Raw genomic sequence first — 23,437 nt, 5'->3', positions numbered from 1 at the left:
TGCGTCTTAGCATTTTTCGTAAGCCAGCTAAGTTATGTCTTCCCTATTTCATTGCCTTGTTTCCTGGAGTTTTCATGAACACCGCCGCATTGCGCGAGCAGATCCAAACAGCCCAACAACACGAAGCCGAGACCGGTCTGCTGACGCGTCAACTGGAAAGCAAACTGGCTCATCTGCACCCGGCGATCCAATTGCCGGAGGCCGATACCAAAGGCGTACTGACGCGATTTGTCGCCGCCTACATCGAAGAAGTGCCTGATCTGCTGGATGCAGCCAATGAAGTCGCCAGGGAAGCGGGCATTGAGTCACAGATCAAACCGGTGCTGAAAATCGCCGAGCAATACTTCCTCCAGCCGCCAGCCATCATGGCCGGCCATGCCGGGCTCGACAGTCTGCTGGATGAAGCCTATCTGGCGCACCGGTTTGTCGAAGAGGTCAACGACCTGTACATCAAGCATCTTGGCCAGCCACTGATCCCCTTGGACATGACTGTCGCCAACCTGATTGCTCACCAATTGATCGGTGAGACGTTCGCCAACCAACTGGACGAAGTGGTGCATCACGCCATCGACGAGATGCTCAACGACGAAACCTTCGCACTGGAGTCCGTGGAAGCCTACCGCGAGAAGCTCAACAGCCCGGACACCGGCGCCGCGTGGAAACGCTGGCCGTGCATGTCCCGCCGTTTGGGCGTAGGCCTGGAACTGGATCAGCCGGCGGCTTGATCCACCGGTAAACACAATCCCCTGTGGGAGCGGGCTTGCTCGCGAATGCGGTTAACCATTCAGCAAATATATTGGCTGATCCACCGCCTTCGCGAGCAAGCCCGCTCCCACACTGTTATCTACCCGGCCGCCCCTATGCCGGTATTCGTTCGCACCCGCCCCTCGAGCCTGCGCTTCAGCCCCCGTGATTCAATCAACAGCTTCGAACCCTTGGCCGCATTCGCCCGGCCCCACTCCTCCAGAAGCTCCAGACACGAGTGATCGATGTAGCTCAGGTTGTTAAGCGGCACATGCACCGTCGCGCCTGGTGGAATACTACCCAGCACCTGGGTCAGCGCCGGCACTTTGAGGAAGGTCGCCGCACCCACCAGGCGCAATTCCATTTCCCCTTCCTGAGGCAGGTCGATCAGGCTGATTTTCAACCGCGAAGCTTTCAGCGCCAGTTTCACCAGCGTCAGGCCGAAGCCAATCAATACGCCAGTCAGCAGGTCCGTGAAAACGATGGCGAGCGCGGTTGCCGCATAGGTGAACATCGGCGCCCGACCATACCGGCCCAAACCACGGAATACCTTGAGATCCACCAGCTTGAAACCGGTGTACACCAGCACGCCCGCCAGGCTCGCCACCGGAATGCTTTGCAGCACGCTGGACAGCAACAGTACGAACGCCAACAACCACAGGCCGTGGAAAATGGTCGAAAACCGCGTGGTTGCGCCAGCCTGAACATTCGCCGAACTGCGTACGATAACGCCGGTCATCGGCAACGCTCCAAGCAGGCCACACAGCATGTTGCCGATACCTTGCGCCGACAATTCCCGGTCGAAGTCCGAGCGCTGACCGCTGTGCATACGATCAACCGCGGCGGCTGAGAGCAAGGTTTCGGCGCTCGCGATGAAAGCCACGGCAAACGCCGCGATCAGCAAGGTCGGATCAGCCAGGTTGAGCAGATCCGCTGGCTTCAGCCAGTCGATGGCCTCCGTCAGGTTGGCCGGAACCTCAACCCGTTTGACCTGCAACGCCAGCATCAGGCTGGCAAGCGTGGCCAGACCGACGCCAAGTAGCGCGCCAGGAACGAAGCGCAGGGATTGCGGACGGAATTTATCCCACAGCCACATGACGGCGATTGTCGACAAACCAAGCAACCCGGCTTGCCAGCCAAACGTGGGCAACGCCAGAGACAGCGCCGCCGGGAAGGCTGCCAGGTTATCCAGACCCGAAGGTTTGGGCACGGCATCCAGCATCACATGCACCTGAGACAGGATGATCAGCACGCCAATCCCGGCCAGCATGCCGTACACCACCGCGGGTGCCGTCACTCGAAACCAGCAGCCCAGCTTCAATCGGCCAGCCACCAGTTGCAGCAAACCCGCCAACAACAGTATCGGCCCGAGCATGGCGATGCCGTGCTGGCGGACCAACTCGAATACCAGAACGGCCAGGCCCGCCGCCGGGCCGCTGACTTGCAGTGGCGAACCGGCCAACCAGCCGACCACCAGACCACCGATGATGCCGGTGATCAGGCCTTTGGCCGGCGGCAGCCCCGAAGCAATCGCGATGCCCATGCACAGAGGCAGGGCGACCAGAAACACAACCACCGAAGCCAGCAGCTCCCGTGGCAGAACAGCTTTGAGTCGAGCAGCACGCATGGTGAGTCTCCCGAAATTTTTCTTCAGGCATGGCAAAGCCAGGCTGCCTGAACGGCAGCCTCGGCTGAACCACACAACGATTTAGGAGGATTTAGAAGCGCGCTTTGGGCGTCGCCACGGGAATTGGCAGGCTGCCATTGAGCGGCAGGAAACAGCCTTGATCAGCGTCGTACGCTTTGATTTCGCTGGTTTCGATGTTGTAGACCCAGCCGTGAATAAATAGCTGACCGTTGGCCATGCGCGAAGCCACCGACGGATGGGTGCGCAGATGCTGCAACTGGGCGATCACATTCTCTTCAGTGAGGATGTGCATGCTTTCGCTTTCGCTAGAGCAGTTGCAGTTCTCTTGCACCATGGTTTTGGCCACTTCGGCATGACGCAGCCAGGCTTTGACCGTGGGCATTTTTTCCAGACTGTCCGGGTTGAGCACCGCGCGCATGGCGCCGCAGTCGGAATGCCCGCAAATGATGATGTGATGCACCCCCAGAGCCAGTACGGCGTACTCGATGGCCGTGGAAACACCACCGTTCATTTGCCCGTAAGGCGGCACGACGTTGCCGACGTTACGGGTCACGAACAGGTCGCCGGGGGAGCTCTGGGTAATCAACTCGGGAACGATGCGCGAATCGGCGCAGGCGATGAACATCGCTCGTGGCCGCTGGGCCGTGGCGAGTTTCTTGAAGAGTTCTTCCTGTTGAGGAAAGATCTCATGATGAAAATGCAAAAAGCCGTCAACGATATGCTGCAACGCTGCATCGGCGGTTTCGGCCTCGGGTTGGGCTGAAGCCGACGCAGCCAACGGCTGTTTATCCTTGTCACTCATCAATTCATCCTCATTGGCGGGCTCAGGGAGTCATCCCGTGTGGTCCGGTGTGAAGCCAGTGGCTGGTTAAAAAACATCCAGGCCAAACATCTCGACCCATCAGTCACTCGATGAACAAGGTAGCGGCCGAATCTTAATTGAAACTGAATAAAACGCTCTAGAATGCGTGTTACAGGTCACAAAAAACGTGACCAGCCTAAGACGCGAGCGCGATCTTCAGTACTCAACCATAGGCCAATTGTCCTCAAATCAACGACATTTGGCGACCAGGCGGACAAAAGGCATTGCAGTCCAGGTCAAAGCCTTCCCGGCGATTGAGCCCCAGGCGCTTGATGGCTTTGGCAAAACGCTGTGCCAGCAGGTCGGCGAAAGGACCTTCGCCGCGCATTCGAGCACCAAAGCGGCTGTCGTAGAGTTCACCGCCACGGCTCTGGCGAATCAGGCTCAGCACATGCGCCGCCCGTTGCGGATAGTGGGCGCCCAGCCATTCTTCGAACAGCGGCGCCACTTCCAGCGGCAGACGCAGCATCATGTAGGCGGCGCTTTGTGCTCCGGCGCCGTGAGCCTCGGCGAGCAGGCTTTCGAGTTCGCTGTCGTTGATCATCGGAATCATCGGTGAACACAGGACGCCCACCGGAATGCCCGCCTCGCGCATGACCCTGATCGCCCGCAACCGGGCCTTGGGCGCCGCGGCGCGGGGTTCAAGTATGCGTTTGAGTTCGTCGTCCAGGGTGGTCAGGCTGATCATCACCGCCACCAGGTTTTGCTGTGCAAGTTCGGTCAGCAGGTCCAAATCGCGAAGGATCAGCGAGCCTTTGGTGACGATGGTCACGGGATGACGATATCGCAGCAGTACTTCGAGGGTTTGCCGGGTGATCCTGTATTCACGCTCGATCGGCTGATAGGGGTCGGTGTTGGAGCCGAGGTTGATCGGCGCACATTGATAGCCGCGTTTGGACAGTTGTTGCTCCAACACATCCACTGCGTTGGTCTTGGCGATCAGCTTTGTCTCGAAATCCAGCCCGGGCGACATGTCCCAATAGGCATGGCTTGGCCGCGCGTAGCAGTAGATGCAGCCATGCTCGCAACCGCGATAGGGATTGATCGATCGATCGAAGGGCAAGTCCGGCGACGTGTTGCGGGTAATGATGGTTTTCGCCGTTTCAATGCTTACCTCGGTACCCTGGGTGAGCGGTACTTCCTGATACCAGCCGTCGTCCTCAACCACCGAATGGCTGGGGGCAAAGCGGTTGTGCGGGTTGGTTGCGGTGCCGCGGCCGCGGGGAGGCAGAGAGCTGACCATCGGCGGACTCCTTGATCTGTATATCCATACAGTAACCGACCCACTGCCTGTCGACCAGTACCGCTCAGCCCTTCATCTGACAAAGGGGCATCATGATGCTCACTTGTTCATTGATAATCAGAAAACTCAGGAAACATATAGTCAGTGGTTGGATTCAATACCCAACCGTATATTCAACCCAACAGGCAATACCCTCAACAGCAATCAAATAAAAGGATTTATTAATGTCTTTCTTTAATCAGCGCGGTATTTTCCTTCAACTCATGCGACCAAATCCTTCGGAACCCAACACCTTGGTTTCTTTGCAACTGGCTCGCAAAGAGTTGAGTTGGGATGCGGAAAATGAAATGCAAATTGAGAAGCTGGTCGACTCAACTTACTACACAGCCACTTCCACCGACCTTGGCAACTCTTTCAGCATCCGGACCGTGGGCAAGGATGTCGATGGAGACGGGACCATCGATGCCGACGACAAAGCCAAGTTACAGGCGCTGGCAAAGGCTTATGCCAGTATCGTCAATCCCTGAGCCCTGACTTTCCGATCACTTGAAAGTGCTATTGCCGAATGCATGCGGGCTCCCGCATGCATTCCAGACAGCCTGGAGGATAAAAATGTCAATGCTCATAAAAACCGGTGTTTATCTACAACAAATAGAAACGACGAAAGATGTGCAGGTAATTATCAAGCTCATAAGGGCAGGCGAGTATCCGAACAAAACAATGGAGCAATTCGCTGATATTCTCGCAAGCGCTCCATCAGTGACACTCCATATAAAAGACGAAGGCAAGACTTCAAGGCTCGATTTTGATCCTTGGTCCGATATCAATGTCACTCCAGACAATAGCATCGACGAAAATGACATTGCCGCCCTTACACAACTTGCACTCGCTTTTTATCATCAACAAATAATTGCTCCAGAGGGCATAGCGTACCTTTATCGTCTTCCCGCTGAATCACCCGAGCTTCGAGTAGACGTTGAGGAATTTGAAATTGACGAAGATGATCATCAACTGTATAGCCTCGGCGTGTACGAGACTAAATCTGCGAATGCCGGCTCGTCTTTTGAAGGTCGCAAGCGCAACCCTTTAACTGGACAGGTGTTTAACTATGGGGTCGGACTGAACGAGCTGCTCAAATCCTTCATCAAACTGAAACTATAACCTGAGCGCGGACTTCACGATTCTTTGACAGTCAGCTCACGGGCCTTTGACCGTGCATGGCTGATCCTTGCCACCATCTTCCCGTCCTTTTCTGAACGGTCGCTCAAGCATGCTTTTTCCACGTTTTTTATCTGCAATATGCTTGTCGCTGGTTGTGCTCGCTAACCTGACACCGGCACTTGCTGACGACAGTGTGATGCAGCGTCCAGCAGACTGGGCTCAACAAATAGAGAAGTAATACAACCTCTTCCAGATGTCGCCGACGCTCTATCGCAGCGCCTTGCCGGACAAGGGCGCGGTGCCGCTGCTGGAGAAACTCAAGGTGGGCACTGTGATCAATTTCCTGCCCGAAGCAGACTCCAGTTGGTTGTCCGTGCCAGGCATCACGCAAGTACAACTGCCTTATCGCACCAACCATGTGGATGACGCCGATGTGCTCAAGGCCTTGCGCGCCATTCGGTCCGCCGAAGCCAAAGGCCCGGTGCTGATGCACTGCAAACACGGTTCCGACCGCACCGGCCTGATGGCCGCCATGTACCGGGCTGTCATCCAGGGCTGGACCAAGGAGGAGGCCCTGAACGAAATGACCCAGGGCGGCTTTGGCGACAGCACCCACTTCAAGGACGGAATTCGCTACATGATGCAGGCCGACGTGGAAAAACTGCGCACGGCCCTGGCCAATGGCGATTGCAGCACCAGCCCATTCGCTGCGTGTTCAATGAAGAGCTGGTTCAAGTCCGCTCACATCGAATAAAAAAAGCCCCCGCTGCATTACGCAACGGGGGCTTTTTTCACTCAACTTTGTTCGTCAGGCTTTTTCTTCAGCTTCGGATTCGGGAAGAACTGAACCGGCTGAACCTTGGTGTCGGCAGGTTTTGGGGCGCTGGTGTTCACCCGCGTACCCAACTCCTTGGGCACCGACAGCCCTTGCTCATTGAGTGTGTCGGAGTAACCGCAGGCCACGCACTCTCGGTGCGGGACCTGGTCTTCATTCCACATCATCAATTTGTCCGGCTCGCTGCATGCCGGGCAGACCGCCCCGGCGATAAAGCGTTTTTTCGTAATCACAGGTCCCTCACTCATGCTGCCGCGCCCTCACTCAGGCCGCTGTGGCGCAAGAGTGCGTCAATTGATGGCTCACGACCACGGAAGTCGACGAACAGCACCATCGGCTCCTGGGAGCCGCCACGGGCCAGGATTGCTTCGCGGAACGCACGACCGGTGTCGGCGTTGAGCACGCCTTCTTCTTCGAACTTCGAGAACGCATCGGCCGACAGCACTTCAGCCCACTTATAGCTGTAGTAACCCGCGGCGTAACCGCCAGCGAAGATGTGCGCAAAACTGTTGGGGAAGCGGTTGTAGGCCGGCGGACGCATCACCGAAACCTCGTCACGCACGCCTTCAAGCACTTGCAGCACGCTGCGGCCGTCGCCGTGGGTAGCGTGCAGTTCGAAGTCGAACAGCGAGAACTCCAGTTGGCGCACCATCATCAGGCCGGACTGGAAGTTTTTCGCCGCAAGCATCTTTCCGAGCAGGTCCTGAGGCAGCGGTTCGCCGGTTTCATAATGACCGGAAATCAGCGCCAGGCCTTCCGGCTCCCAGCACCAGTTTTCCATGAACTGGCTCGGCAGCTCGACCGCATCCCAAGCCACGCCGTTGATGCCGGACACGCCAGCATGCTCGACGCGGGTCAGCAGGTGATGCAGGCCGTGACCGAACTCGTGGAACAGGGTGGTGACTTCGTCGTGGGTCAGCAGTGCTGGCTTGCCGCTGTCGGCCGGGGTGAAGTTGCACACCAGGTTGGCTACCGGGCTTTGCAATACACCACCAGCGGTGCGACGACGGTCGCGGGCGCCATCCATCCAGGCGCCGCCACGCTTGTTGGCGCGAGCATAGAGGTCGAAGAAGAAGCGGCCGACGTGCTGGCCGTTTTCCTTGATTTCAAACAGGCGGACATCCGGGTGCCAGGTGTCGAAGCCTTTCTGCTCGGCAATCTCGATGCCGTACAGGCGCTGGACGATGGCGAACAGACCGCTGAGTACCTTGTCGATCGGGAAGTAGGCGCGCAGGGCTTCCTGGGCGACGCTGTAACGCTGTTCACGGAGTTTTTCGCCGTAGAAACCACTGTCCCAGCTTTGCAGATCCGGGCAGCCCTGTTCGGCGGCATAAGCCTTGAGCTGTTCCAGATCCTGGGCAGCGAACGGTTTGCTGCGCTTGGCCAGGTCGCGCAGGAAACTCAGCACCTGATCGCTGGACTCGGCCATTTTGGTCGCCAGGCTCAACTCGGAGAAACTGCTGAACCCCAAGAGTTTTGCCAGTTCCTGACGCAGGTCGAGGATTTCTTCCATGACCGGGCCGTTGTCGTTCTGGCCGGCATTCGGCCCCTGGTCCGACGCCCGGGTGCAGTACGCGGCATAGACTTCTTCACGCAGCGCGCGGTCCTGGGCGTAGGTCATCACCGCGTAATAGCTCGGGAATTCCAGGGTGATCAGCCAGCCGTCCAGATCCTTGGCCTGAGCCGCGGCGGCCATTTGCGCTTTGGCCGAATCGGTCAGGCCGGCGAGGGCGGCCTCATCGGTGATGTGCTTGGTCCAGGCCTGAGTGGCATCGAGCAACTGGTTGGAAAAACGGCTGCCCAATTCGGACAGCTTGCTCTGCACTTCGGCGTAACGCTTTTGTTCGGCTTCCGGCAGGTCGATACCCGACAGACGGAAGTCACGCAGGGAGTGTTCCAGGATAGTTTTCTGCGCCACGTCGAAACCGGCGGCCTCCGGGCTGCTGGCCAGGGCTTCGAAAGCCTGGAACAGTTCGCGGTTCTGACCCATTTCAGTGGAATAGGCGCTCAAGGCCGGCAGGCACGACTCGTAGGCTTCACGCAGTTCGGCGCTGTTGCACACGGCATTGAGGTGGCTGACCGGGCTCCAGGCGGCGCCCAGACGGTCGTTGAGTTCATCCATCGCCAGCACCAGGCCGGCCCACGTTGGCTGTTCGGCCTGGGTCTTGAGGATCTCGACGATAGCGGCACGGTTGTCAGCCAGGATCTGTTCAATGGCCGGTTGTACGTGTTCGGCGCGGATGGCGGAGAACGGCGGCAGGTCATAGGACTGCAAAAGAGGGTTGTTCACGCTCACGGTTGATACCTTGGCTGGAGAAACATGCAGCCATCTTAATTACAATCGACGTTCACCGCAGCTATCAGCAATAGAGAGAAACCCTATCGTGAACCTTCGCAAGTATCAGAACCACACGCCGCTGCTGGGTAAAGGCGCTTTTGTCGACGGCTCGGCGGTGGTGATCGGCGACGTTGAAATCGGCGAAGACAGCTCGGTCTGGCCGCTGACAGTGATCCGTGGCGACATGCACCGAATCCGCATCGGCGCGCGAACCAGCGTGCAGGATGGCTGCGTGTTGCACATCACCCACGCCGGGCCGTTCAACCCGGACGGCTTTCCGTTGCTGATCGGCGATGACGTGACCATCGCCCACAAGGTCATGCTGCATGGCTGTTCGGTGGGCAGCCGGGTGTTGATCGGCATGGGCAGCATCGTCATGGACGGTGCGGTGGTCGACGATGAGGTGATCATCGGTGCCGGCAGCCTGGTGCCGCCGGGCAAGCATCTGCAAAGCGGCTTCCTGTATGTGGGCAGCCCGGTGAAGCAGATCCGCCCGCTGACTGACAAGGAACGCGCGTTTTTCACCTACAGCGCGGCGAACTACGTGAAGCTCAAGGACCTGCATCTGGCCGAAGGCTACGACCAGCTTTGACCCGGCCCCTTATTCAGGATTCGACATGCATTACCAAACCGTTTTGTTCGACCTCGATGGCACCCTGACCGACCCACGTGAGGGCATTACTCGTTCGATCCAGTTCGCCCTGAGCAAACTGGGTATCGATGAGCCGGACCTGGCCAGACTCGAACACTTCATCGGCCCGCCGTTGTTGCAGGCATTCATGCAGTTCTACGACTTCGATGAAGCCAGGGCCTGGGAAGCGGTGAATTTCTACCGCGAGCGCTTCAAGGTCACCGGCCTCTACGAAAACCGGGTGTTCGATGGTGTCACGCCACTACTGGAAGCCCTGAGCGGGCAAGGCCGACAGCTGTACATCGCAACCTCTAAACCGTGGGTGTTCGCCCGGGAAATCGCCCGGCATTTCGATTTTGCCAAACACTTCAAGGTGATTTACGGCAGCGAACTGGACGGCACCCGGACCAACAAGGTAGAGCTGATCGCTCACCTGATGGCCGAAGAAAACCTGGACCCGGCCAACACTTTGATGATCGGCGACCGCAAGCACGACCTGATCGGCGCGCGCAGCAATGGCCTGGACGCGGCGGCGGTAGGTTACGGGTTCGGCAGCCATGAAGAGTTGAGCGCCGAAGCGCCGACGTATCACTTTGAGACGCTGGAAGAGTTGCATCAGGCGTTTTTACAGCGTTGACAGGATCGACACAAATCAACTGTGGGAGCGGGCTTGCTCGCGAAGGCGGTGTATCAGGCAACATTGTTGTCGACTGACACTCCCTCTTCGCGAGCAAGCCCGCTCCCACAGGGGACGGTGTACTTCCTCAAGGTCTGGGCGGCGGGGCGAGTTTCTGTCCTTGCTCAACCGCCCAGCTCACCACCTGCACGGTCAACTGATCGCTCGCCTGACCGAACCCGGCCACCACCGCCGGGACTTGCACATTGCTCAACGGCTGGCGCACTTCAAAGCGGCGGCTGGCGAGGATGCGCTGGTCGTAACTGCGCACCAGCAATGCATCCAGACGCACGACCGCGCTGGCATTCGTGCCCTGGTATTCAGTCTGGAACGCCTGCAGGCTGCCGCCCAATTCAAGATCGGTCTGGAAAATGCTGTCATCGGTGCTCAGCAGCGGCACCCGCCCGTCATGCTGGAAACCTTCCAGCAGGCGATTGCGCACCAGCACCGGCGCCGGGTCGCTCCAGCGTGAACCCTTGTAGTGGCTGATCACATCGCCCTGGGGAATTACGGCAATGTTCGGACTGTTCAACGCTTCGCTGGACTGGAGTTTGCTCAGGCGCAGCGACCAGCGCTGCGGCGTGCCATGGCTGGCCGATGCGCTCTGGGCCGACGGCAATCGATAGACCTCGAAGGGCTCGGGCTTGGGCAGGATCGAGCACGAACTGATCAATGTGAAGCCAGCGAGGAGGGCAATCCGAATCAGCTTCATGGCGTAAATTCCTTGGTCTTGTCACTGCCCAGCAGGTAACCGCTGGGGTTGGCTTCCAGGCGTGTGGTGATGGTGCGCAACGAACTCAGGGTTTCGCGCATCTCACGGACCGCCGGGCCCAGGCCATTAAGGCCTTGCATGCCGCTGTTGAGCGAATCCTGATTGGCGGTGATCAGTTTGTTGAGGGTGGCGCTGCTCTCCTGCAGCGACTTCATCGCCTGCTCGGCGCTGCCCAGCGCTTCCTTGCCATGCTCGTTGAGCAGCCCGTTGGCATTGCGCATCAACGCCGTCGTCTGCTCCAGCATGGTGTTGGCCTGCTTACCCACCGAGGCCAGTTGCTGCATGGTCTGGCGGATATCGCCGCGCTGATCGGCAATGGCCCCGGTGGTTTGCTCCAGGTGCTCCAGGGTGTTGCTGATGCGCTCGATGTTTTCCGTGGAGAACATCAGATTGGCGTTATGCATCAGCGTACTCACCCCGGCCATCAGGTCTTCGCTGTCATTGAGCAGCCGGGCGATGGGCGAGGGCGAGGCGACGATGGTCGGCAGGTTACCGTCCTTGCCCTTGAGCGTCGGACTCTGTGGTGTGCCGCCGCTGAGTTGGATGATCGAAGTCCCGGTGACGCCGGTCAGGGCCAGTTTGGCCTGGGTGTCCTCCTTGACCGGGGTATCGCCGGCCAAGCGAATTCGCGCCAGCACCCGGCGCGGGTCTTTCGGGTCCAGGCGCAGCGAGATCACGTCGCCGACCTTGATCCCGCTGTACTGTACCGAGCTACCTTGGGACAAACCGCTGACCGCCTCGTTGAACACGACTTCGTAGTCCTTGAACTCGGTGTCGACACTGGACTTGGCCAGCCACAGGCCGAACAGCAGCGCGGCCGTCACCACAATCACGGTGAACAGGCCGATCAATACATGATGGGCTCGGGTTTCCATGTCAGACCTCGTTGAGCTGTTGGGCGGCCGTCAATGCCGCGCGGCCACGAGGGCCATGGAAGTATTCGTGAATCCACGCATCGTTGGTTTCCGAAACCTTGTCGATGGCGTCCGCCACCAGCACTTTTTTCTGCGCCAGCACCGCCACCCGGTCAGTGATGGTGTAGAGCGTGTCGAGATCGTGGGTCACCAGAAAGACACTCAGGCCCAAAGCATCGCGCAGGGTCAGGATCAATTGGTCGAACGCGGCGGCGCCGATCGGGTCGAGACCGGCGGTGGGTTCGTCGAGAAACAGGATGTCCGGGTCCAGTGCCAATGCCCGGGCCAGCGCGGCGCGCTTGATCATGCCGCCGGACAGCGACGAGGGGTACTTCTCTGCGGCCGACAGCGGTAACCCGGCCAAGGCCATTTTCACCGCCGCCAGGTGCTCGGCGTCGTTGCGGCTCAAGCCGGCGTGTTCGATCAGCGGCAGGGCGACGTTCTCGGTCACCGTCAGTGAAGAGAACAGCGCGCCTTTCTGGAACAGCACGCCGAATCGCCGCTCCACCAGCGAACGCTCGTGCTCGGACAAGGTCGGCAGGTTTTTCCCGAAAACTTTCACCACGCCTTCGCTGGGCTGGCGCAACCCGACAATGCTGCGCAGCAGCACCGACTTGCCGCTGCCGGAGCCGCCGACCACGGCGAGGATCTCGCCCTTGTACAAGTCCAGGTCGAGGTTCTCGTGCACGCTCTGGCTTCCAAAACGGTTGCACAACCCACGGACTTCGATCACCGCCTCGGAGGGCGCTCTGGGGATACGACTCACCAACCCATCTCCATGAAAAACATCGCGGCGATCGCATCCATCACGATCACCACGAAAATCGACTGCACCACACTCGACGTGGTGTGCGCGCCCACAGACTCAGCGCTGCCACTGACCTTGAAGCCTTCGAGGCAACCGATGGCGGCGATGAGGAAGGCGAACACCGGCGCTTTGACGATCCCCACCAGAAAGTGCTGAACGCCGATGTCCGTTTGCAGCAGCGACAGGAACATCGCTGGCGAGATATCCAGCGCCACCGCGCAGACCACGGCACCGCCGATAATCCCTGACAGCATCGCCAGGAAGGTCAGCATCGGAAGGGCGATCAGCAACGCCAGGACCCGCGGCACCACCAGCAACTCCACGGGATCGAGGCCCAGGGTGCGGATGGCGTCGATTTCTTCGTTGGCCTTCATCGAACCGATTTGCGCCGTGAACGCACTGGCGGTGCGCCCGGCCATCAGGATCGCGGTCAGCAGCACACCGAATTCGCGCAGGAAGGCAAACCCCACCAGGTCCACGGTGAAGACGGTGGCGCCGAAAGTGGCCAGCACCGTCGACCCGAGAAACGCCACCACGGCGCCCACCAGAAAAGTCAGCAACGCAACGATGGGGGCGGCGTCGAGACCGGTCTGTTCGATATGGGCGATCATCGGCGTGACGCGCCAGCGCTTGGGACGGAACAGGCCGCGGACGATGGTTTCGATGATCAGGCCGACGAAACCCAGCAGTTGCAGGGTGTCCTGCCAGACAGTGTCCACCGCGCGGCCAATGCGGGTCAGCAACTGAATGGAAACGCTGACTTCCGGTTCCTTGATCGGTACGCAGAAATCGGTCAACGAGCAGTAGACGGTTTGCAGCAACGCCCGATCCGCAGCAGAGAGTGTGCAATCAGGATGTTCGGCAGAACGACCGAGGCGCTCGGAGCCGAGCAGCTCGACCAACAGCGAGGCACCGGCGGTGTCGAGGGCGCCGAGACCATTGAGGTCGATGGGGGTGTTGGCGTCGTACTGGCCGTGGAGTTTTTCGCTCAACAGCTTGAGGTCAGCGTAATGGGCAAGCGTCCAGTCGCCCGTCACCCGCAACCGCGCAGGGGTAATCGAGGAGTCCAATCGGGCGTTGCCGGCCATCGTGCTGCTGATCATAAGCTCCGTGCTTGTTCAGTGATTACGCAGCTCTACGTAATAGCACGAACCGGACTACTTTTCTTTGATCGCTGTGCTGTCCGTGACCTTGAAGCGAAGCACGCCAATGACCTGGCCATCTTCGGTCAGGACCCGAACCTGCCATTTACCGGCCGGGTTGCCCGGGAAGTTCTGCTTGTGGGTCCAGGCCCGGTAACCTTCCTTGCGCCCGCCACGAATATCCAGGGGAATGCGGTCGACCTCTTTACCGTTGAACTTCCAGACGTGATAAATCCGTTCGTCCAGGCCACGCGGGGCGTTGATCGCGGTGTACGCGTAAAGCCCGCCATTACGGATCTGTTCGGCGCTGACTTCGTCGAGGCTGGCACCGGGTGTGCGATCCTGCATTTGCGTACTGATGGCCACGTCGGTCATCCACAGCGTCGCCGGCGGCACCCACGAGCGCAGCTCCCAACCAACGGCGCCGATGCCCAGGGTGATACTCAAGATCGCCAGCGCATTGCGCAGGGTACGAATCGGGAAGATCGACGCCAGGCTCGGGAACGACAGCAGCACCGAGATACCCAGTGCCCATTTGAAACTTTGCGCGGTGGTCAGGTGCATGATCACCGGCAATGCGGTGAGCAGCGCGGCGAACAGGGTCAGGGTGTGCAGGGCCAGAAACGCCCAGCGCCGTGGAGCCAGCCACTTGTAGTAAAGCGGGTCGACGATCGAAATCAGCGCCGCCACGCCCAGCAACCCGGTGAAAAACAACTGGCCGCTGTTCCACGTCGTGGTGATGAAGAAGAACGGCAGGACAAAGAACAGGCTTTCCTGATGGATCATCTGCGTTGCGTAACGCAACAACGGTTCCGGTATTTCGCGCTTGAAGATGCGCGTGAACAGCTTGGTCAGGCTGTTTTCCAGCATCAGCCAGATCCAGCTGATCAGCATGATGGTGGTGATCCAGCTCGCCAGGCCTTGCTGGCGATCGACCAGAATGAAACTGCCCACCCCGGAGATGAAACCAAAGAGCGCAATGACCCCAGGGTACCGCTTCATCAAATCAAGGATGCGCTGTACGAAAAGGGATAGGTTTTGCATTCGTTGGTTTCACAGTCGTCGTAGGAAAAAACCTCGACAGGGTACCGCTGGTGCGGCGCTGTGGCGAGGGTTCGCGATGAGGCCGGCACATCCAACATTTTCGGCGGCTGACAATCCGCTATCGCGAGCAAGCTCGCTCCCACAGGGAACCGGCAAGGCCTCTCAGTCCGTTGTCACATGGAATGGTTACTTCCTGCGGTGCAAACGCCAGCCCACCAACATCAACACGATCAAGCCCACCCCACCGACCACCAGCCACATCAACTGGTCATAACTGAACAAAGGCTTCTCGATCCGCAAATACCCTGGTTGCAGGAGCAATTCGCGCACGGCCTTGTTCGCTTCTTCCAGGGTCACCCCTTGCAGCTCCCGGGCCGGGTTGGTGAAGTGACCGTCCTCGTAGTTACCGATCGCGCTCCAGTAGTAGTCGGCCAACGCGCTGTTGCCTTGTACGGCCCAGGCCTGGCGGGCAATCGCGGCCTGCTTGAGGCGGTTGAAGGTGTCGGCATTGAGGCCGTCCTTGAGCAGGCCGGCCTTCAGGTCCTCGAGTACTTGTTCGGCATCGGCCACGGCGTCGCGCTCAAGGTCGGCGTTGAGGCTCATGAAACCTACGCCGCCGAACACCTCGCGCTCCGCCCACGGGCCGTAGGACAAACCGTGAGCCAGGCGTAACTGGCGATAAAGCGCCCAATCCAGATAGTCCTTGAGCAAATCGAAGGTTTCATCGTGCCCATCCTCCAGTACCGGCTCCGGCACCAGCCAGTGCAACTTGGCGCCGTTGCCGACCAGACTGTGGGTCAAGGTGCGCTCATGGGTGGCGCTGGCCTGGATTTGCGGCAGCGGCGGATGCTCGCCAGGGGTGATCGCTTCCAGCGCGCCATACGCCCGCTCCAGATAGGATGGCAGCAACTTGTCGAGGTCGCCGACCACGATCAGGGTCATGTTGTTCGGCGCATACCAGTCCTTGCGCACCTGCTCCAGTTGTTCACGGGTCAGGTCATCGACTTGCGCACGCTCCGGGCATTTGAGGCCCAATTCCACGGCCAGTTGTTTGCTGGCCGTGTGGCCGAGGTCCTGACGATCGAGCCAGCGTTGCAGGTGCGAGTAATGGCCGCCGTCTTCACGCTCGACCACTTGCTTGGCCGCGTTGATGGCACTGTCGTCGAAGCGGGTCTGGGTCAGCAGCGCCAGCAACAGGTCGAGAACCTTGCGCTGGTTTTTCGCCGGGGCTTCGATGACGAAAGTCGTATCGGCATTACTGGTGAACGCGTTCCACTCGCCGCCCAGAGCCTGCATGCTTTCTTCCAGGCCGCCTTCGCCGCTGGCGTCGATACCGCTGAACAACAAGTGTTCCAGCAGATGCGGCAACTCCTTTTCTTCGCACTTGAAATCGTCCAGGCCAACGCCGACCACCAGCCGGATCGCCACATGCCCGTGGTCAGTGCCGGGCTTGAGCAGCAACTGCAAACCGTTGCGCAGGGTGTAGCCCTCGACCTGGAAGCGATCCAGGGCGAATGACGGGAATGAACCAAGCAACAGGCAGGCGAACAACAGACAACGCATAACGAGCTTCCGTACGGCTAGCGTAAGTTCAACAGACTTCAGGCAACTGTGGACGTTCAGGGTGAATGAGTGATGTCACTCAAATCGTCGACCACCAGCGCACCTGTGTCCGATGTTTCCAGCACCACGTAGGCACTGCTGCAAAACAGCGAATTAAGACGCTTCATGTCGGCGATCAGCTCCAGGTGCAACGAACTGGTTTCGATACTTTGCACGATTTTACGTTGCAAGCGGCTGACATGAGCGTGAGCCAGGCGCCGTTCCTGTGCGCGGAAACGACGTTTTTCACGCACCAGCTGGCGGGCACTTTCCGGGTCGCCACTGAGAAACACCGACATCCCGAGCCGCAGGTTGGAAATCAACTGAGTTTGCAGCCCGGTCAATTCGTCCAGCCCCACTTCGGAAAACGACCGGCGCTGCGAGGTTTTCTGCTGCTGGACCTTGCGCAGCATGCGTTCGATCAAGTCGCTGGCCAGTTTCAGGTTGATCGCCAGTTCGATGATTTCCGCCCAACGCCGGCTGTCCTGATCGCTGAGATCTTCCCGGGGCATTTGCGCCAGATACAACTTGATCGCGCTGTAGAGCGCTTCGACATCATCGGTCAGGCGCCGCATTTCCTGGGTGACGGCGGTTTGCTTTCCGCGCAACACGTCGAGCATGGCTTCGAGCATGTTGTCGATCAGGTCGCCCATGCGCAGGGTTTCCCGGGCTGCGTTGGCCAGCGCCAAACCGGGGGTGACCAACGCCGTGGGGTCAAGGTGTCGGGGCTTGGCCGTACCGTTGACTAGCGGGCGCTCCGGCAGCACCCAGGCACAAAACCTGGCCATCGGCCCAACACTGGGCAGCAAGATCAGGCAACGCGCGATGTTGTAGAGCAGGTGAAAGCCAATGACCATTTCCTGAGGGCTGAAATCCAGGCCATCGAGCCAGTGCACCAGCGGATCGAGCACTGGAATGATCAGTAAAAGACCAATCAGTTTGTACAGCAGGCTGCCCAGCGCCACTTGGCGCCCGGCGGCGTTCTGCATGCTGGTGCTGAGGAACGCGAGTATGCCGCTGCCGATATTGGCGCCGATCACGAGCCCGATGGCCACCGGCAGGCTGATCACGTTGGCGCCCGCCAGGGTCGCGGTGAGCAATACAGCGGCCAGGCTGGAATAGGAAAGCATCGCGAACAGCGCGCCGACCAGGGCGTCGAGCAGGATATCGCCGGTGAGCGAGGCGAAAATCACCTTCACCCCTTTGGCATGGGTAATCGGGTGCGCGGCTTCAACAATCAGTTGCAGCGCCAGAATGATCAACCCCAAGCCAATGGCGACACGGCCCATCTGTCCGAGTCGGGTCTGCTTGCGCGACAGAAAGAAGATCACCCCGGCAAAAATCAGCAACGGCGACAACCACGACAGATCGAACGTCAGCACCCGCGCCATCAGGGCCGTACCGACATCGGCACCGAGCATGGTGACCAACGCTGGCGTAAGCGCCATCAGGCCCTGGCCGACAAAGGAGGTGACCAGCATGGCGGTGGCGTTGCTGCTCTGGACCATCGCCGTCACGGCGATCCCGGAGAGGAAAGCCAGCCAGCGGTTGGACATGTTATGGCTGATGACATGGCGCAAGTTGGTGCCGTAGACCCGCAGGATGCCGGTTCGGACGATGTGCGTGCCCCAGATCAGCAGGGCCACGGCAGAAAGCAAATTGAGCAGGGTGAGCATAATGACCCCCTGTGGTGTAGCGCCCCAAAGGAGCAAGTTGACGGTACCGCGCGACGTTCTACGTTCTGTACTTAAGCTGTAGTTGGCTAACGGTCTGCGCGCCAGCATCGCATAGCCAAAGACGCGATTGAAACAAAACTGTCATGAAATCCGGTTTAAGCAACCCGCAAAAACAAAGTGGGAGCGGGCTTGCTCGCGAAGGCGTCGTGTCAGTCGACATTAATGTTGTCTGACACACCGCTTTCGCGAGCAAGCCCGCTCCCACAGGGTGTTGCGTACTACCGGGTTACTGGCCCGGGATGTCCTTGCGCAGCCTTACCGGATCCTGCTGTTTCTTCTTTTTCGCGATGGCAGTGCGCATCTTGATGTTGATCGCTTCCACCGCCAGCGAGAACGCCATGGCGAAGTAGACGTAGCCTTTTGGCACGTGCACGTCCAGGGATTCGGCAATCAGCACCGTACCGACGATCAGCAGGAACGACAGCGCCAGCATTTTCAGCGACGGGTGCTTGTCGATGAACTCACTGATGGTGCCAGATGCCCACATCATCACCAGTACGGCCACGATGATTGCCGCAACCATGACCGGTACGTGGGAGACCATGCCGACTGCGGTGATCACCGAGTCCAGGGAGAACACGATGTCGATGATCGCGATCTGGATGATGGTGTAGAGGAAGTTGCCGCCCTTGCCCGAAGGCTCTTCGTTGGTTTCGTCTTCACCTTCCAGCGCGTGGTACATCTCTTGCGAGCTCTTCCACAACAGGAACAGACCACCGAAGAACAGGATCAGGTCGCGTCCGGAAATACCCTGGTCGAATACTACGAACAGGTCCGCCGTCAGGCGCATGACCCAGGTGATCGACAGCAGAAGCAGGATTCGCGTGATCATGGCCAGCGCCAGACCGAAAATCCGGGTGCGCGCCTGCATGTGTTTGGGCATGCGGCTGACCAGGATCGAAATCATGATGATGTTATCGATACCCAGGACGATTTCCAGGGCGGTCAGGGTGAAGAAGGCAACCCAGATTTCAGGGTTGGTCAGCCATTCCATGTGTATTCCTTTGAGCGATTGTTAAACCAAAACGGGCCCGGGCTTCAAACAGCGAAGCCTGGACCCGAAGTGGTGAGTCTTGGGCTTATAGAGTGCTGAACACCGGGAAAGTCCCCAACAGCAGTGCAGCAATCAGTATGCAGATACAAACCAGCACTGCCCACTTGAGAGTGAAGCGCTGGTGGTCACCGAAGTCGATGCCAGCCAGGGCCACCAACAGGTAGGTCGATGGAACCAGCGGGCTCAACAGGTGGACGGGCTGACCGACGATCGAGGCACGTGCCATTTCCACTGCGGTTATACCGTAATGGCTGGCGGCTTCGGCAAGTACCGGTAACACGCCGTAATAAAATGCATCGTTCGACATGAAGAAAGTGAACGGCATGCTTACCAGTGCCGTGATCACTGCCAGGTACGGGCCGAGGAAATCCGGAATCACCGCCAACAGGCTCTTCGACATGGCGTCGACCATCCCGGTGCCGGTCAGGATACCGGTGAAGATACCGGCCGCAAAGATCAACCCGACCACCGCCAGTACGCTACCGGCGTGAGCCGCGACGCGATCCTTCTGCTGTTGCAGGCAAGGGTAGTTGACGATCATGGCGATACTGAACGCCACCATGAACAGTACCGGCAACGGCAGCAGGCCGGCGATCAGGGTGCACATCAGGGCCAGGGTCAGGGCGCCGTTGAACCAGATCAGCTTCGGACGACGGGCATCCGGGAACTGCGAAACGCTGATTTCACTGTGGTCGATTTCATCGCCCACCAGGTGCAGTTCACCCAGACGCGCACGTTCACGCTTGCCGTAGAAGTAGGCAATGACCAGGATCGCCACCACACCAGCCAGCATCGCAGGAATCATCGGTACGAAGATGTCGGACGGATCCACATGCAACGCACTGGCGGCGCGAGCGGTCGGGCCACCCCATGGGGTCATGTTCATCACGCCACCGGCGAGGATGATCAGGCCGGCCATGATTCGCGGGCTCATGCCGATACGGCTGTAGAGCGGCAGCATGGCGGCCACGCAGATCATATAAGTGGTCGCGCCGTCACCATCGAGGGAGACAACGAGCGCCAGAACGGCGGTGCCGACCGAAACTTTCAGCGGGTCGCCCTTGACCAGTTTGAGGATCTTGCGCACGGCCGGGTCGAACAGGCCGGAGTCGATCATCAGGGCGAAGTACAAGATAGCGAACATCAACATCACGCCGGTTGGCGCAAGCTTGGTAATGCCTTCGAGCATCATCGGACCGATCTTCGGCGAAAAACCGCCGAACAGGGCAAAGATGATTGGAATGATGATCAGGGCGATCAGCGCAGACAGGCGCTTGGTCATGATCAGGAACATGAACGTGATGACCATGGCGAAGCCAAGGAAAGTCAGCATGGGAATACTCCAGGCGTAGCGCGGCTAGGGAATGGGCGGATCAGGCGGGATCAGCGCAGAACGGGAAGCACGAGACGTACGGGCGGAGTTGCAGCGAAGCGGCGGATGGAAGAGGACATCAGAATCACCATTGTTGTTGTTAAATGGGCTGTGCGAGCGATAAAACGCTGGCATTGGCCAACCGGTCTGTTGCCGGTAGTGGGGGCGATCCTAATCGGGGAAGCTTTCAGCCAGCTTTCGGCGATGAACGCGTTGACCGGAAGTACAACCGGTCGTCGGACTGGGGCATGAAGGTGAACCGAGTTACGGCCTTCGCGAGCAAGCCCGCTCCCACACTGGATCTGTGTCGTACACAAAGCCAATGTGGGAGCGGGCTTGCTCGCGAAGGCGTCGGTAATTACGCATCGGGAGGAATGCCATGAACAAAATTCACACCGGCGGCTGCCATTGCGGGCAACTGCGCTATCAATTCAGCGGGCCGCTGCACGATATCGCCCACTGTCATTGTTCGATTTGCCGACGGGTCAGCGGCGGCATCGTGACTACCTGGATAACCGTGCCGGCATCCGCCTTTCAATGGCTGGCCGGGACGCCGTCGCGGTACGATTCTTCATCCACCTGTGCGCGATATTTCTGCGGCCACTGTGGGGCGCAACTGGCACTAGCGACGCAACTAAGCCCGGAAAGCATCGACTTGACCATCGCCACCCTCGACCATCCTGAGCAAGCACCAGCCGAGCGGCACATCTGGACCGACAGCCGCTTGCCGTGGCTGCATCTGGACGAACATTTGCCCGGCGAGGCTGAAGAAACACTCTGATCAAAAAACAGACAGGTTCAGCGGCCGAATCGCGCCCATCCAGATCGCGTGCTCGGTGTGGTCAAGCAAATCGTCGCCGGTGTCCGGGTGCAGGAACACCACCAGCCCCTTGCGGTTCAGCGCCAGCCACGGCAGAACGTCGCCCAGCACCTGCGGTTCGAACGCCAACTGGCAGCTCCAGTCCGGGTGTGGACCGACCGGGCGCTCGTGCACGCGGCCCATTTTCAATGGAAACAATTGCGCCGCCCGTTCACATAAGGCTCGCGCCTGCGAGATCGTGTTGGCATCGAAATAAACGTGGGCGTGGTAGCCCGTTATCTGCTGCATCTGAATCCCTCTGAAAGTTGTTCGAACCCTCGCCGTTTCCTGCGGGTCAAACGTTATACAGACGCTGGAAAACAGGAAGCCCAGCCATGAAAAATGCCGAAACCCCCGTCGTGAAAGTGGTGCTTTATGGTGCCATGAGTAGCCTGGGCAGTGCGCTGATGGCTGAAATGCTGCGACGCCAGCATGAAGTGATCGCGATTCTCGATGACCTGACGGCGCTGGCACCCCGCCCGGGGCTGCGCACCAAGACTGGCGACCTGTTCGACGCGCAACGGGTCAAGCAGAGTGTGGCCGGCAGTTCAGTGGTTATCTGCTTACTGGACGCACCAGGGTTACCGTTCAATAGCGAACACGTGGAAAAAACCATCGTGCCCGGCCCGGTCGAGCAGGTGCTGGCAGTGGATGCGCTCATCGATGGCATGCAGGCAGCAAACATCGCCCGATTGTTTCTGGTGGGTGATTTCGACGTGCTGGACGACCCGGAAACCGAGGATAGCTTGCAACGTCACGCCGCCGAGGAAATCCGCGAGGCACTGCAAAGCAGTCCTTTGAAGTGGACGCTGGTTAACGAACCGCGCGGGGTACCAGGGCTGACCATAGAACACTTTGCCAACATCGGTGGCAACCCCGAACCGGGGTTGGTTGAACCGCTCAAACGGCTGGCCCGCACTGCCGTGGGCATTGCCGATGAATTGCACCTGAACCTGCACATCGGCGAGCACGTCAACTTCATCGCAACCGACAGTTAAACCGCAATGGACGGCAGCGTCAGGCCGTTGAGCGATTGCGCACTGCTGGCCTGTTCCGCCATCAACCAATCCACAAACTGCTGGATCAATGCTCCGCGTCTTTTGCGCTGGGGCAGAACCACGTAGTAACCCAGCCTCGACATCACCGTTTCGCCGATCGGTCGACACAACAACCCTTGCGCCAGCAAGTTATCCACAAGGTGGCGCCAGCCGATGGCCACGCCCTGGCCGCCAATCGCCGCCTGAATCAGCAAGGTGTAATTATCGAAGCGCAACTGCCCGGGCGCCGGGGGCGAGGTGATGCCCAGCTCGCGGAACACACCACTCCAGTCGAACCAGTTACTGCTGTGTTCCCCACGCAGGTGCAACAAAGGGAACTCCAGCAATGCCTGGGCTGGCAAGGGCAGTGGACGCTCGCTCAACAGCTGCGGGCTGCACACCGGAAACACTTCCTCGCTGAACAGCCAATGGCTTTCACCCTGCTTGAAGCGGCCATCGCCGAACAGCACCGCCACATCGATATCGGTACGTAGCATGTTATGGCTGCGTTCACTGGTGACCAGGCTGACATCCACCTGCGGATTGGCCGCGTGAAAGCGGTGCAGACGCGGCATCAACCAATAGGCGGCGAAGGCAAAATCCGTGGCCACCTGCAGCACTTCATGCTGTTGCTGCGCGCTGATTGCGCTCAATCCTGCGTCGATATTCTGCAAACCGAGCTGAACCTGCTCAAATAGAATCTGCCCAGCCTCTGTCAGTTCGATTCCGCGATAAATGCGGTCGAACAGGCGTGTTGCCAGTTGTTGTTCCAGGCGCTTGATCTGCTGGCTGATGGCCGGTTGCGTGGTGCCCAGTTCAACCGCCGCCGCTGTGAAGCTGCGCTGACGGGCCGCCGCTTCGAAGGCGCGAAGCAGATCCAGTGACAGGTCACCAAGGGCGTCATACATAAGCTGTGCTTATCCTAGTCATTGCCGCGTATGGGCTTTACCGCAAGGTGC

23 protein-coding genes and 1 pseudogene are annotated in these 23,437 nt (G+C 59.2%); 8 read left to right on the top strand and 16 right to left on the bottom strand.

Annotated features, from left to right (window positions below; all coding sequences use genetic code 11):
- Positions 1-74 precede the first annotated feature (74 nt).
- Positions 75-725: a hypothetical protein gene (locus tag KGB29_RS27540; protein WP_057712613.1), complete on the top strand. Its 651-nt coding sequence runs from the start codon at positions 75-77 to the stop codon at positions 723-725.
- Positions 726-844: 119 nt separating this feature from the next.
- Here the strand turns inward: KGB29_RS27540 and KGB29_RS27535 are convergent, their stop codons facing one another.
- From KGB29_RS27535 to KGB29_RS27525, 3 genes are all read right to left on the bottom strand, one after another.
- The gene (locus tag KGB29_RS27535) at positions 845-2,371 is read right to left on the bottom strand and encodes a SulP family inorganic anion transporter (protein WP_057712614.1); all 1,527 of its coding nucleotides are present in this window, start codon (positions 2,369-2,371) and stop codon (positions 845-847) included.
- A gap of 91 nt (positions 2,372-2,462) precedes the next feature.
- Complete coding sequence (locus tag KGB29_RS27530; protein ID WP_008045785.1) at positions 2,463-3,194, bottom strand: carbonic anhydrase; 732 nt, start codon at positions 3,192-3,194, stop codon at positions 2,463-2,465.
- Positions 3,195-3,438: 244 nt separating this feature from the next.
- Positions 3,439-4,497, bottom strand: coding sequence for a PA0069 family radical SAM protein (locus tag KGB29_RS27525; RefSeq protein WP_154909725.1), 1,059 nt, complete (start codon positions 4,495-4,497; stop codon positions 3,439-3,441).
- Between the two features lie 224 nt (positions 4,498-4,721).
- Between KGB29_RS27525 and KGB29_RS27520 the strand changes: the two genes are divergently transcribed.
- The 3 genes and pseudogenes from KGB29_RS27520 (at position 4,722) to KGB29_RS27510 (ending at position 6,412) form a co-directional block, all read left to right on the top strand.
- A complete protein-coding gene (locus KGB29_RS27520; protein WP_150812647.1) occupies positions 4,722-5,024 on the top strand; it encodes a hypothetical protein in 303 nt (100 codons plus the stop codon).
- A gap of 85 nt (positions 5,025-5,109) precedes the next feature.
- Positions 5,110-5,658: a hypothetical protein gene (locus KGB29_RS27515; RefSeq protein ID WP_154909727.1), complete on the top strand. Its 549-nt coding sequence runs from the start codon at positions 5,110-5,112 to the stop codon at positions 5,656-5,658.
- A gap of 109 nt (positions 5,659-5,767) precedes the next feature.
- Positions 5,768-6,412, top strand: a pseudogene (locus tag KGB29_RS27510) (tyrosine-protein phosphatase).
- A gap of 41 nt (positions 6,413-6,453) precedes the next feature.
- Here the strand turns inward: KGB29_RS27510 and KGB29_RS27505 are convergent.
- Both KGB29_RS27505 and prlC read right to left on the bottom strand, forming a co-directional pair.
- A complete protein-coding gene (locus KGB29_RS27505) occupies positions 6,454-6,741 on the bottom strand; it encodes a YheV family putative zinc ribbon protein (RefSeq protein ID WP_154909729.1) in 288 nt (95 codons plus the stop codon).
- Positions 6,738-8,789 carry an oligopeptidase A gene (gene prlC, locus KGB29_RS27500; RefSeq protein WP_150812650.1) on the bottom strand — a complete coding sequence of 684 codons (2,052 nt, stop codon included), beginning with the start codon at positions 8,787-8,789 and terminating at the stop codon, positions 6,738-6,740. Before prlC ends, KGB29_RS27505 begins: the two co-directional genes overlap by 4 nt.
- A gap of 88 nt (positions 8,790-8,877) precedes the next feature.
- Here prlC and KGB29_RS27495 point away from each other — a divergent pair, with 88 nt between their 5' ends.
- The gene (locus KGB29_RS27495) at positions 8,878-9,423 is read left to right on the top strand and encodes a gamma carbonic anhydrase family protein (protein WP_150812651.1); all 546 of its coding nucleotides are present in this window, start codon (positions 8,878-8,880) and stop codon (positions 9,421-9,423) included.
- A gap of 25 nt (positions 9,424-9,448) precedes the next feature.
- Positions 9,449-10,099, top strand: a complete 651-nt coding sequence (locus tag KGB29_RS27490) for an HAD family hydrolase (protein WP_150812652.1) — start codon at positions 9,449-9,451, stop codon at positions 10,097-10,099.
- Positions 10,100-10,226: 127 nt separating this feature from the next.
- On the opposite strand, the gene KGB29_RS27480 is transcribed toward KGB29_RS27490, so the two are convergent.
- The 9 genes from KGB29_RS27480 to KGB29_RS27440 all read right to left on the bottom strand — a co-directional run bounded on the left by KGB29_RS27480 (position 10,227) and on the right by KGB29_RS27440 (position 20,543).
- Positions 10,227-10,850 carry an ABC-type transport auxiliary lipoprotein family protein gene (locus KGB29_RS27480; RefSeq protein ID WP_154860833.1) on the bottom strand — a complete coding sequence of 208 codons (624 nt, stop codon included), beginning with the start codon at positions 10,848-10,850 and terminating at the stop codon, positions 10,227-10,229.
- Complete coding sequence (locus KGB29_RS27475; protein WP_090452304.1) at positions 10,847-11,785, bottom strand: MlaD family protein; 939 nt, start codon at positions 11,783-11,785, stop codon at positions 10,847-10,849. The genes KGB29_RS27480 and KGB29_RS27475 overlap by 4 nt, the downstream gene beginning before the upstream one ends.
- Position 11,786: 1 nt before the next feature.
- Complete coding sequence (locus KGB29_RS27470; RefSeq protein ID WP_057712625.1) at positions 11,787-12,590, bottom strand: ABC transporter ATP-binding protein; 804 nt, start codon at positions 12,588-12,590, stop codon at positions 11,787-11,789.
- Positions 12,587-13,735: an ABC transporter permease gene (locus KGB29_RS27465; protein WP_150812654.1), complete on the bottom strand. Its 1,149-nt coding sequence runs from the start codon at positions 13,733-13,735 to the stop codon at positions 12,587-12,589. The genes KGB29_RS27470 and KGB29_RS27465 overlap by 4 nt, the downstream gene beginning before the upstream one ends.
- Positions 13,736-13,789: 54 nt before the next feature.
- The gene (locus KGB29_RS27460; RefSeq protein ID WP_102669507.1) at positions 13,790-14,818 is read right to left on the bottom strand and encodes a DUF5924 family protein; all 1,029 of its coding nucleotides are present in this window, start codon (positions 14,816-14,818) and stop codon (positions 13,790-13,792) included.
- A gap of 186 nt (positions 14,819-15,004) precedes the next feature.
- Positions 15,005-16,381, bottom strand: a complete 1,377-nt coding sequence (locus KGB29_RS27455; protein WP_154860834.1) for a M16 family metallopeptidase — start codon at positions 16,379-16,381, stop codon at positions 15,005-15,007.
- A gap of 56 nt (positions 16,382-16,437) precedes the next feature.
- The gene (locus KGB29_RS27450) at positions 16,438-18,096 is read right to left on the bottom strand and encodes a Na/Pi cotransporter family protein (protein WP_150812656.1); all 1,659 of its coding nucleotides are present in this window, start codon (positions 18,094-18,096) and stop codon (positions 16,438-16,440) included.
- A 286-nt stretch (positions 18,097-18,382) separates the two neighbouring features.
- A complete protein-coding gene (locus KGB29_RS27445; protein ID WP_150812657.1) occupies positions 18,383-19,150 on the bottom strand; it encodes a TerC family protein in 768 nt (255 codons plus the stop codon).
- Between the two features lie 85 nt (positions 19,151-19,235).
- Positions 19,236-20,543, bottom strand: coding sequence for a CitMHS family transporter (locus KGB29_RS27440; RefSeq protein ID WP_008045759.1), 1,308 nt, complete (start codon positions 20,541-20,543; stop codon positions 19,236-19,238).
- A gap of 418 nt (positions 20,544-20,961) precedes the next feature.
- Here KGB29_RS27440 and KGB29_RS27435 point away from each other — a divergent pair, with 418 nt between their 5' ends.
- Complete coding sequence (locus KGB29_RS27435) at positions 20,962-21,363, top strand: GFA family protein (RefSeq protein ID WP_150812658.1); 402 nt, start codon at positions 20,962-20,964, stop codon at positions 21,361-21,363.
- Here the strand turns inward: KGB29_RS27435 and KGB29_RS27430 are convergent, their stop codons facing one another.
- On the bottom strand, positions 21,364-21,690 hold the full coding sequence (locus tag KGB29_RS27430) for a DOPA 4,5-dioxygenase family protein (RefSeq protein WP_154860835.1): 327 nt from the start codon (positions 21,688-21,690) through the stop codon (positions 21,364-21,366).
- Between the two features lie 86 nt (positions 21,691-21,776).
- Between KGB29_RS27430 and KGB29_RS27425 the strand changes: the two genes are divergently transcribed.
- On the top strand, positions 21,777-22,439 hold the full coding sequence (locus KGB29_RS27425; protein WP_154860836.1) for an NAD(P)-dependent oxidoreductase: 663 nt from the start codon (positions 21,777-21,779) through the stop codon (positions 22,437-22,439).
- Here the strand turns inward: KGB29_RS27425 and KGB29_RS27420 are convergent.
- Positions 22,436-23,386 (bottom strand): choline sulfate utilization transcriptional regulator, encoded by a 951-nt coding sequence (locus KGB29_RS27420; protein WP_150812660.1) that lies wholly within the window; start codon positions 23,384-23,386, stop codon positions 22,436-22,438. The two genes, KGB29_RS27425 and KGB29_RS27420, sit on opposite strands and share 4 nt — an antisense overlap.
- Positions 23,387-23,437 lie beyond the last annotated feature (51 nt).

It is taken from the genome of Pseudomonas sp. BF-B-30 (genome assembly GCF_019956305.1).
GTDB lineage: Bacteria > Pseudomonadota > Gammaproteobacteria > Pseudomonadales > Pseudomonadaceae > Aquipseudomonas > Aquipseudomonas jessenii.
This window is presented reverse-complemented; position numbering and strand designations above follow the sequence as displayed.

What these genes read in the sequence shown, in the direction of transcription:
- KGB29_RS27540 (WP_057712613.1), top strand. Translation starts at nt 75, where the DNA reads ATGAACACCGCCGCATTGCGCGAGCAGATCCAAACAGCCCAACAACAC.
- KGB29_RS27535 (WP_057712614.1), bottom strand. Translation starts at nt 2,371, where the DNA reads ATGCGTGCTGCTCGACTCAAAGCTGTTCTGCCACGGGAGCTGCTGGCT.
- KGB29_RS27530 (WP_008045785.1), bottom strand. Translation starts at nt 3,194, where the DNA reads ATGAGTGACAAGGATAAACAGCCGTTGGCTGCGTCGGCTTCAGCCCAA.
- KGB29_RS27525 (WP_154909725.1), bottom strand. Translation starts at nt 4,497, where the DNA reads ATGGTCAGCTCTCTGCCTCCCCGCGGCCGCGGCACCGCAACCAACCCG.
- KGB29_RS27520 (WP_150812647.1), top strand. Translation starts at nt 4,722, where the DNA reads ATGTCTTTCTTTAATCAGCGCGGTATTTTCCTTCAACTCATGCGACCA.
- KGB29_RS27515 (WP_154909727.1), top strand. Translation starts at nt 5,110, where the DNA reads ATGTCAATGCTCATAAAAACCGGTGTTTATCTACAACAAATAGAAACG.
- KGB29_RS27505 (WP_154909729.1), bottom strand. Translation starts at nt 6,741, where the DNA reads ATGAGTGAGGGACCTGTGATTACGAAAAAACGCTTTATCGCCGGGGCG.
- KGB29_RS27490 (WP_150812652.1), top strand. Translation starts at nt 9,449, where the DNA reads ATGCATTACCAAACCGTTTTGTTCGACCTCGATGGCACCCTGACCGAC.
- KGB29_RS27480 (WP_154860833.1), bottom strand. Translation starts at nt 10,850, where the DNA reads ATGAAGCTGATTCGGATTGCCCTCCTCGCTGGCTTCACATTGATCAGT.
- KGB29_RS27475 (WP_090452304.1), bottom strand. Translation starts at nt 11,785, where the DNA reads ATGGAAACCCGAGCCCATCATGTATTGATCGGCCTGTTCACCGTGATT.
- KGB29_RS27465 (WP_150812654.1), bottom strand. Translation starts at nt 13,735, where the DNA reads ATGATCAGCAGCACGATGGCCGGCAACGCCCGATTGGACTCCTCGATT.
- KGB29_RS27460 (WP_102669507.1), bottom strand. Translation starts at nt 14,818, where the DNA reads ATGCAAAACCTATCCCTTTTCGTACAGCGCATCCTTGATTTGATGAAG.
- KGB29_RS27455 (WP_154860834.1), bottom strand. Translation starts at nt 16,381, where the DNA reads ATGCGTTGTCTGTTGTTCGCCTGCCTGTTGCTTGGTTCATTCCCGTCA.
- KGB29_RS27450 (WP_150812656.1), bottom strand. Translation starts at nt 18,096, where the DNA reads ATGCTCACCCTGCTCAATTTGCTTTCTGCCGTGGCCCTGCTGATCTGG.
- KGB29_RS27445 (WP_150812657.1), bottom strand. Translation starts at nt 19,150, where the DNA reads ATGGAATGGCTGACCAACCCTGAAATCTGGGTTGCCTTCTTCACCCTG.
- KGB29_RS27440 (WP_008045759.1), bottom strand. Translation starts at nt 20,543, where the DNA reads ATGCTGACTTTCCTTGGCTTCGCCATGGTCATCACGTTCATGTTCCTG.
- KGB29_RS27435 (WP_150812658.1), top strand. Translation starts at nt 20,962, where the DNA reads ATGAACAAAATTCACACCGGCGGCTGCCATTGCGGGCAACTGCGCTAT.
- KGB29_RS27430 (WP_154860835.1), bottom strand. Translation starts at nt 21,690, where the DNA reads ATGCAGCAGATAACGGGCTACCACGCCCACGTTTATTTCGATGCCAAC.
- KGB29_RS27425 (WP_154860836.1), top strand. Translation starts at nt 21,777, where the DNA reads ATGAAAAATGCCGAAACCCCCGTCGTGAAAGTGGTGCTTTATGGTGCC.
- KGB29_RS27420 (WP_150812660.1), bottom strand. Translation starts at nt 23,386, where the DNA reads ATGTATGACGCCCTTGGTGACCTGTCACTGGATCTGCTTCGCGCCTTC.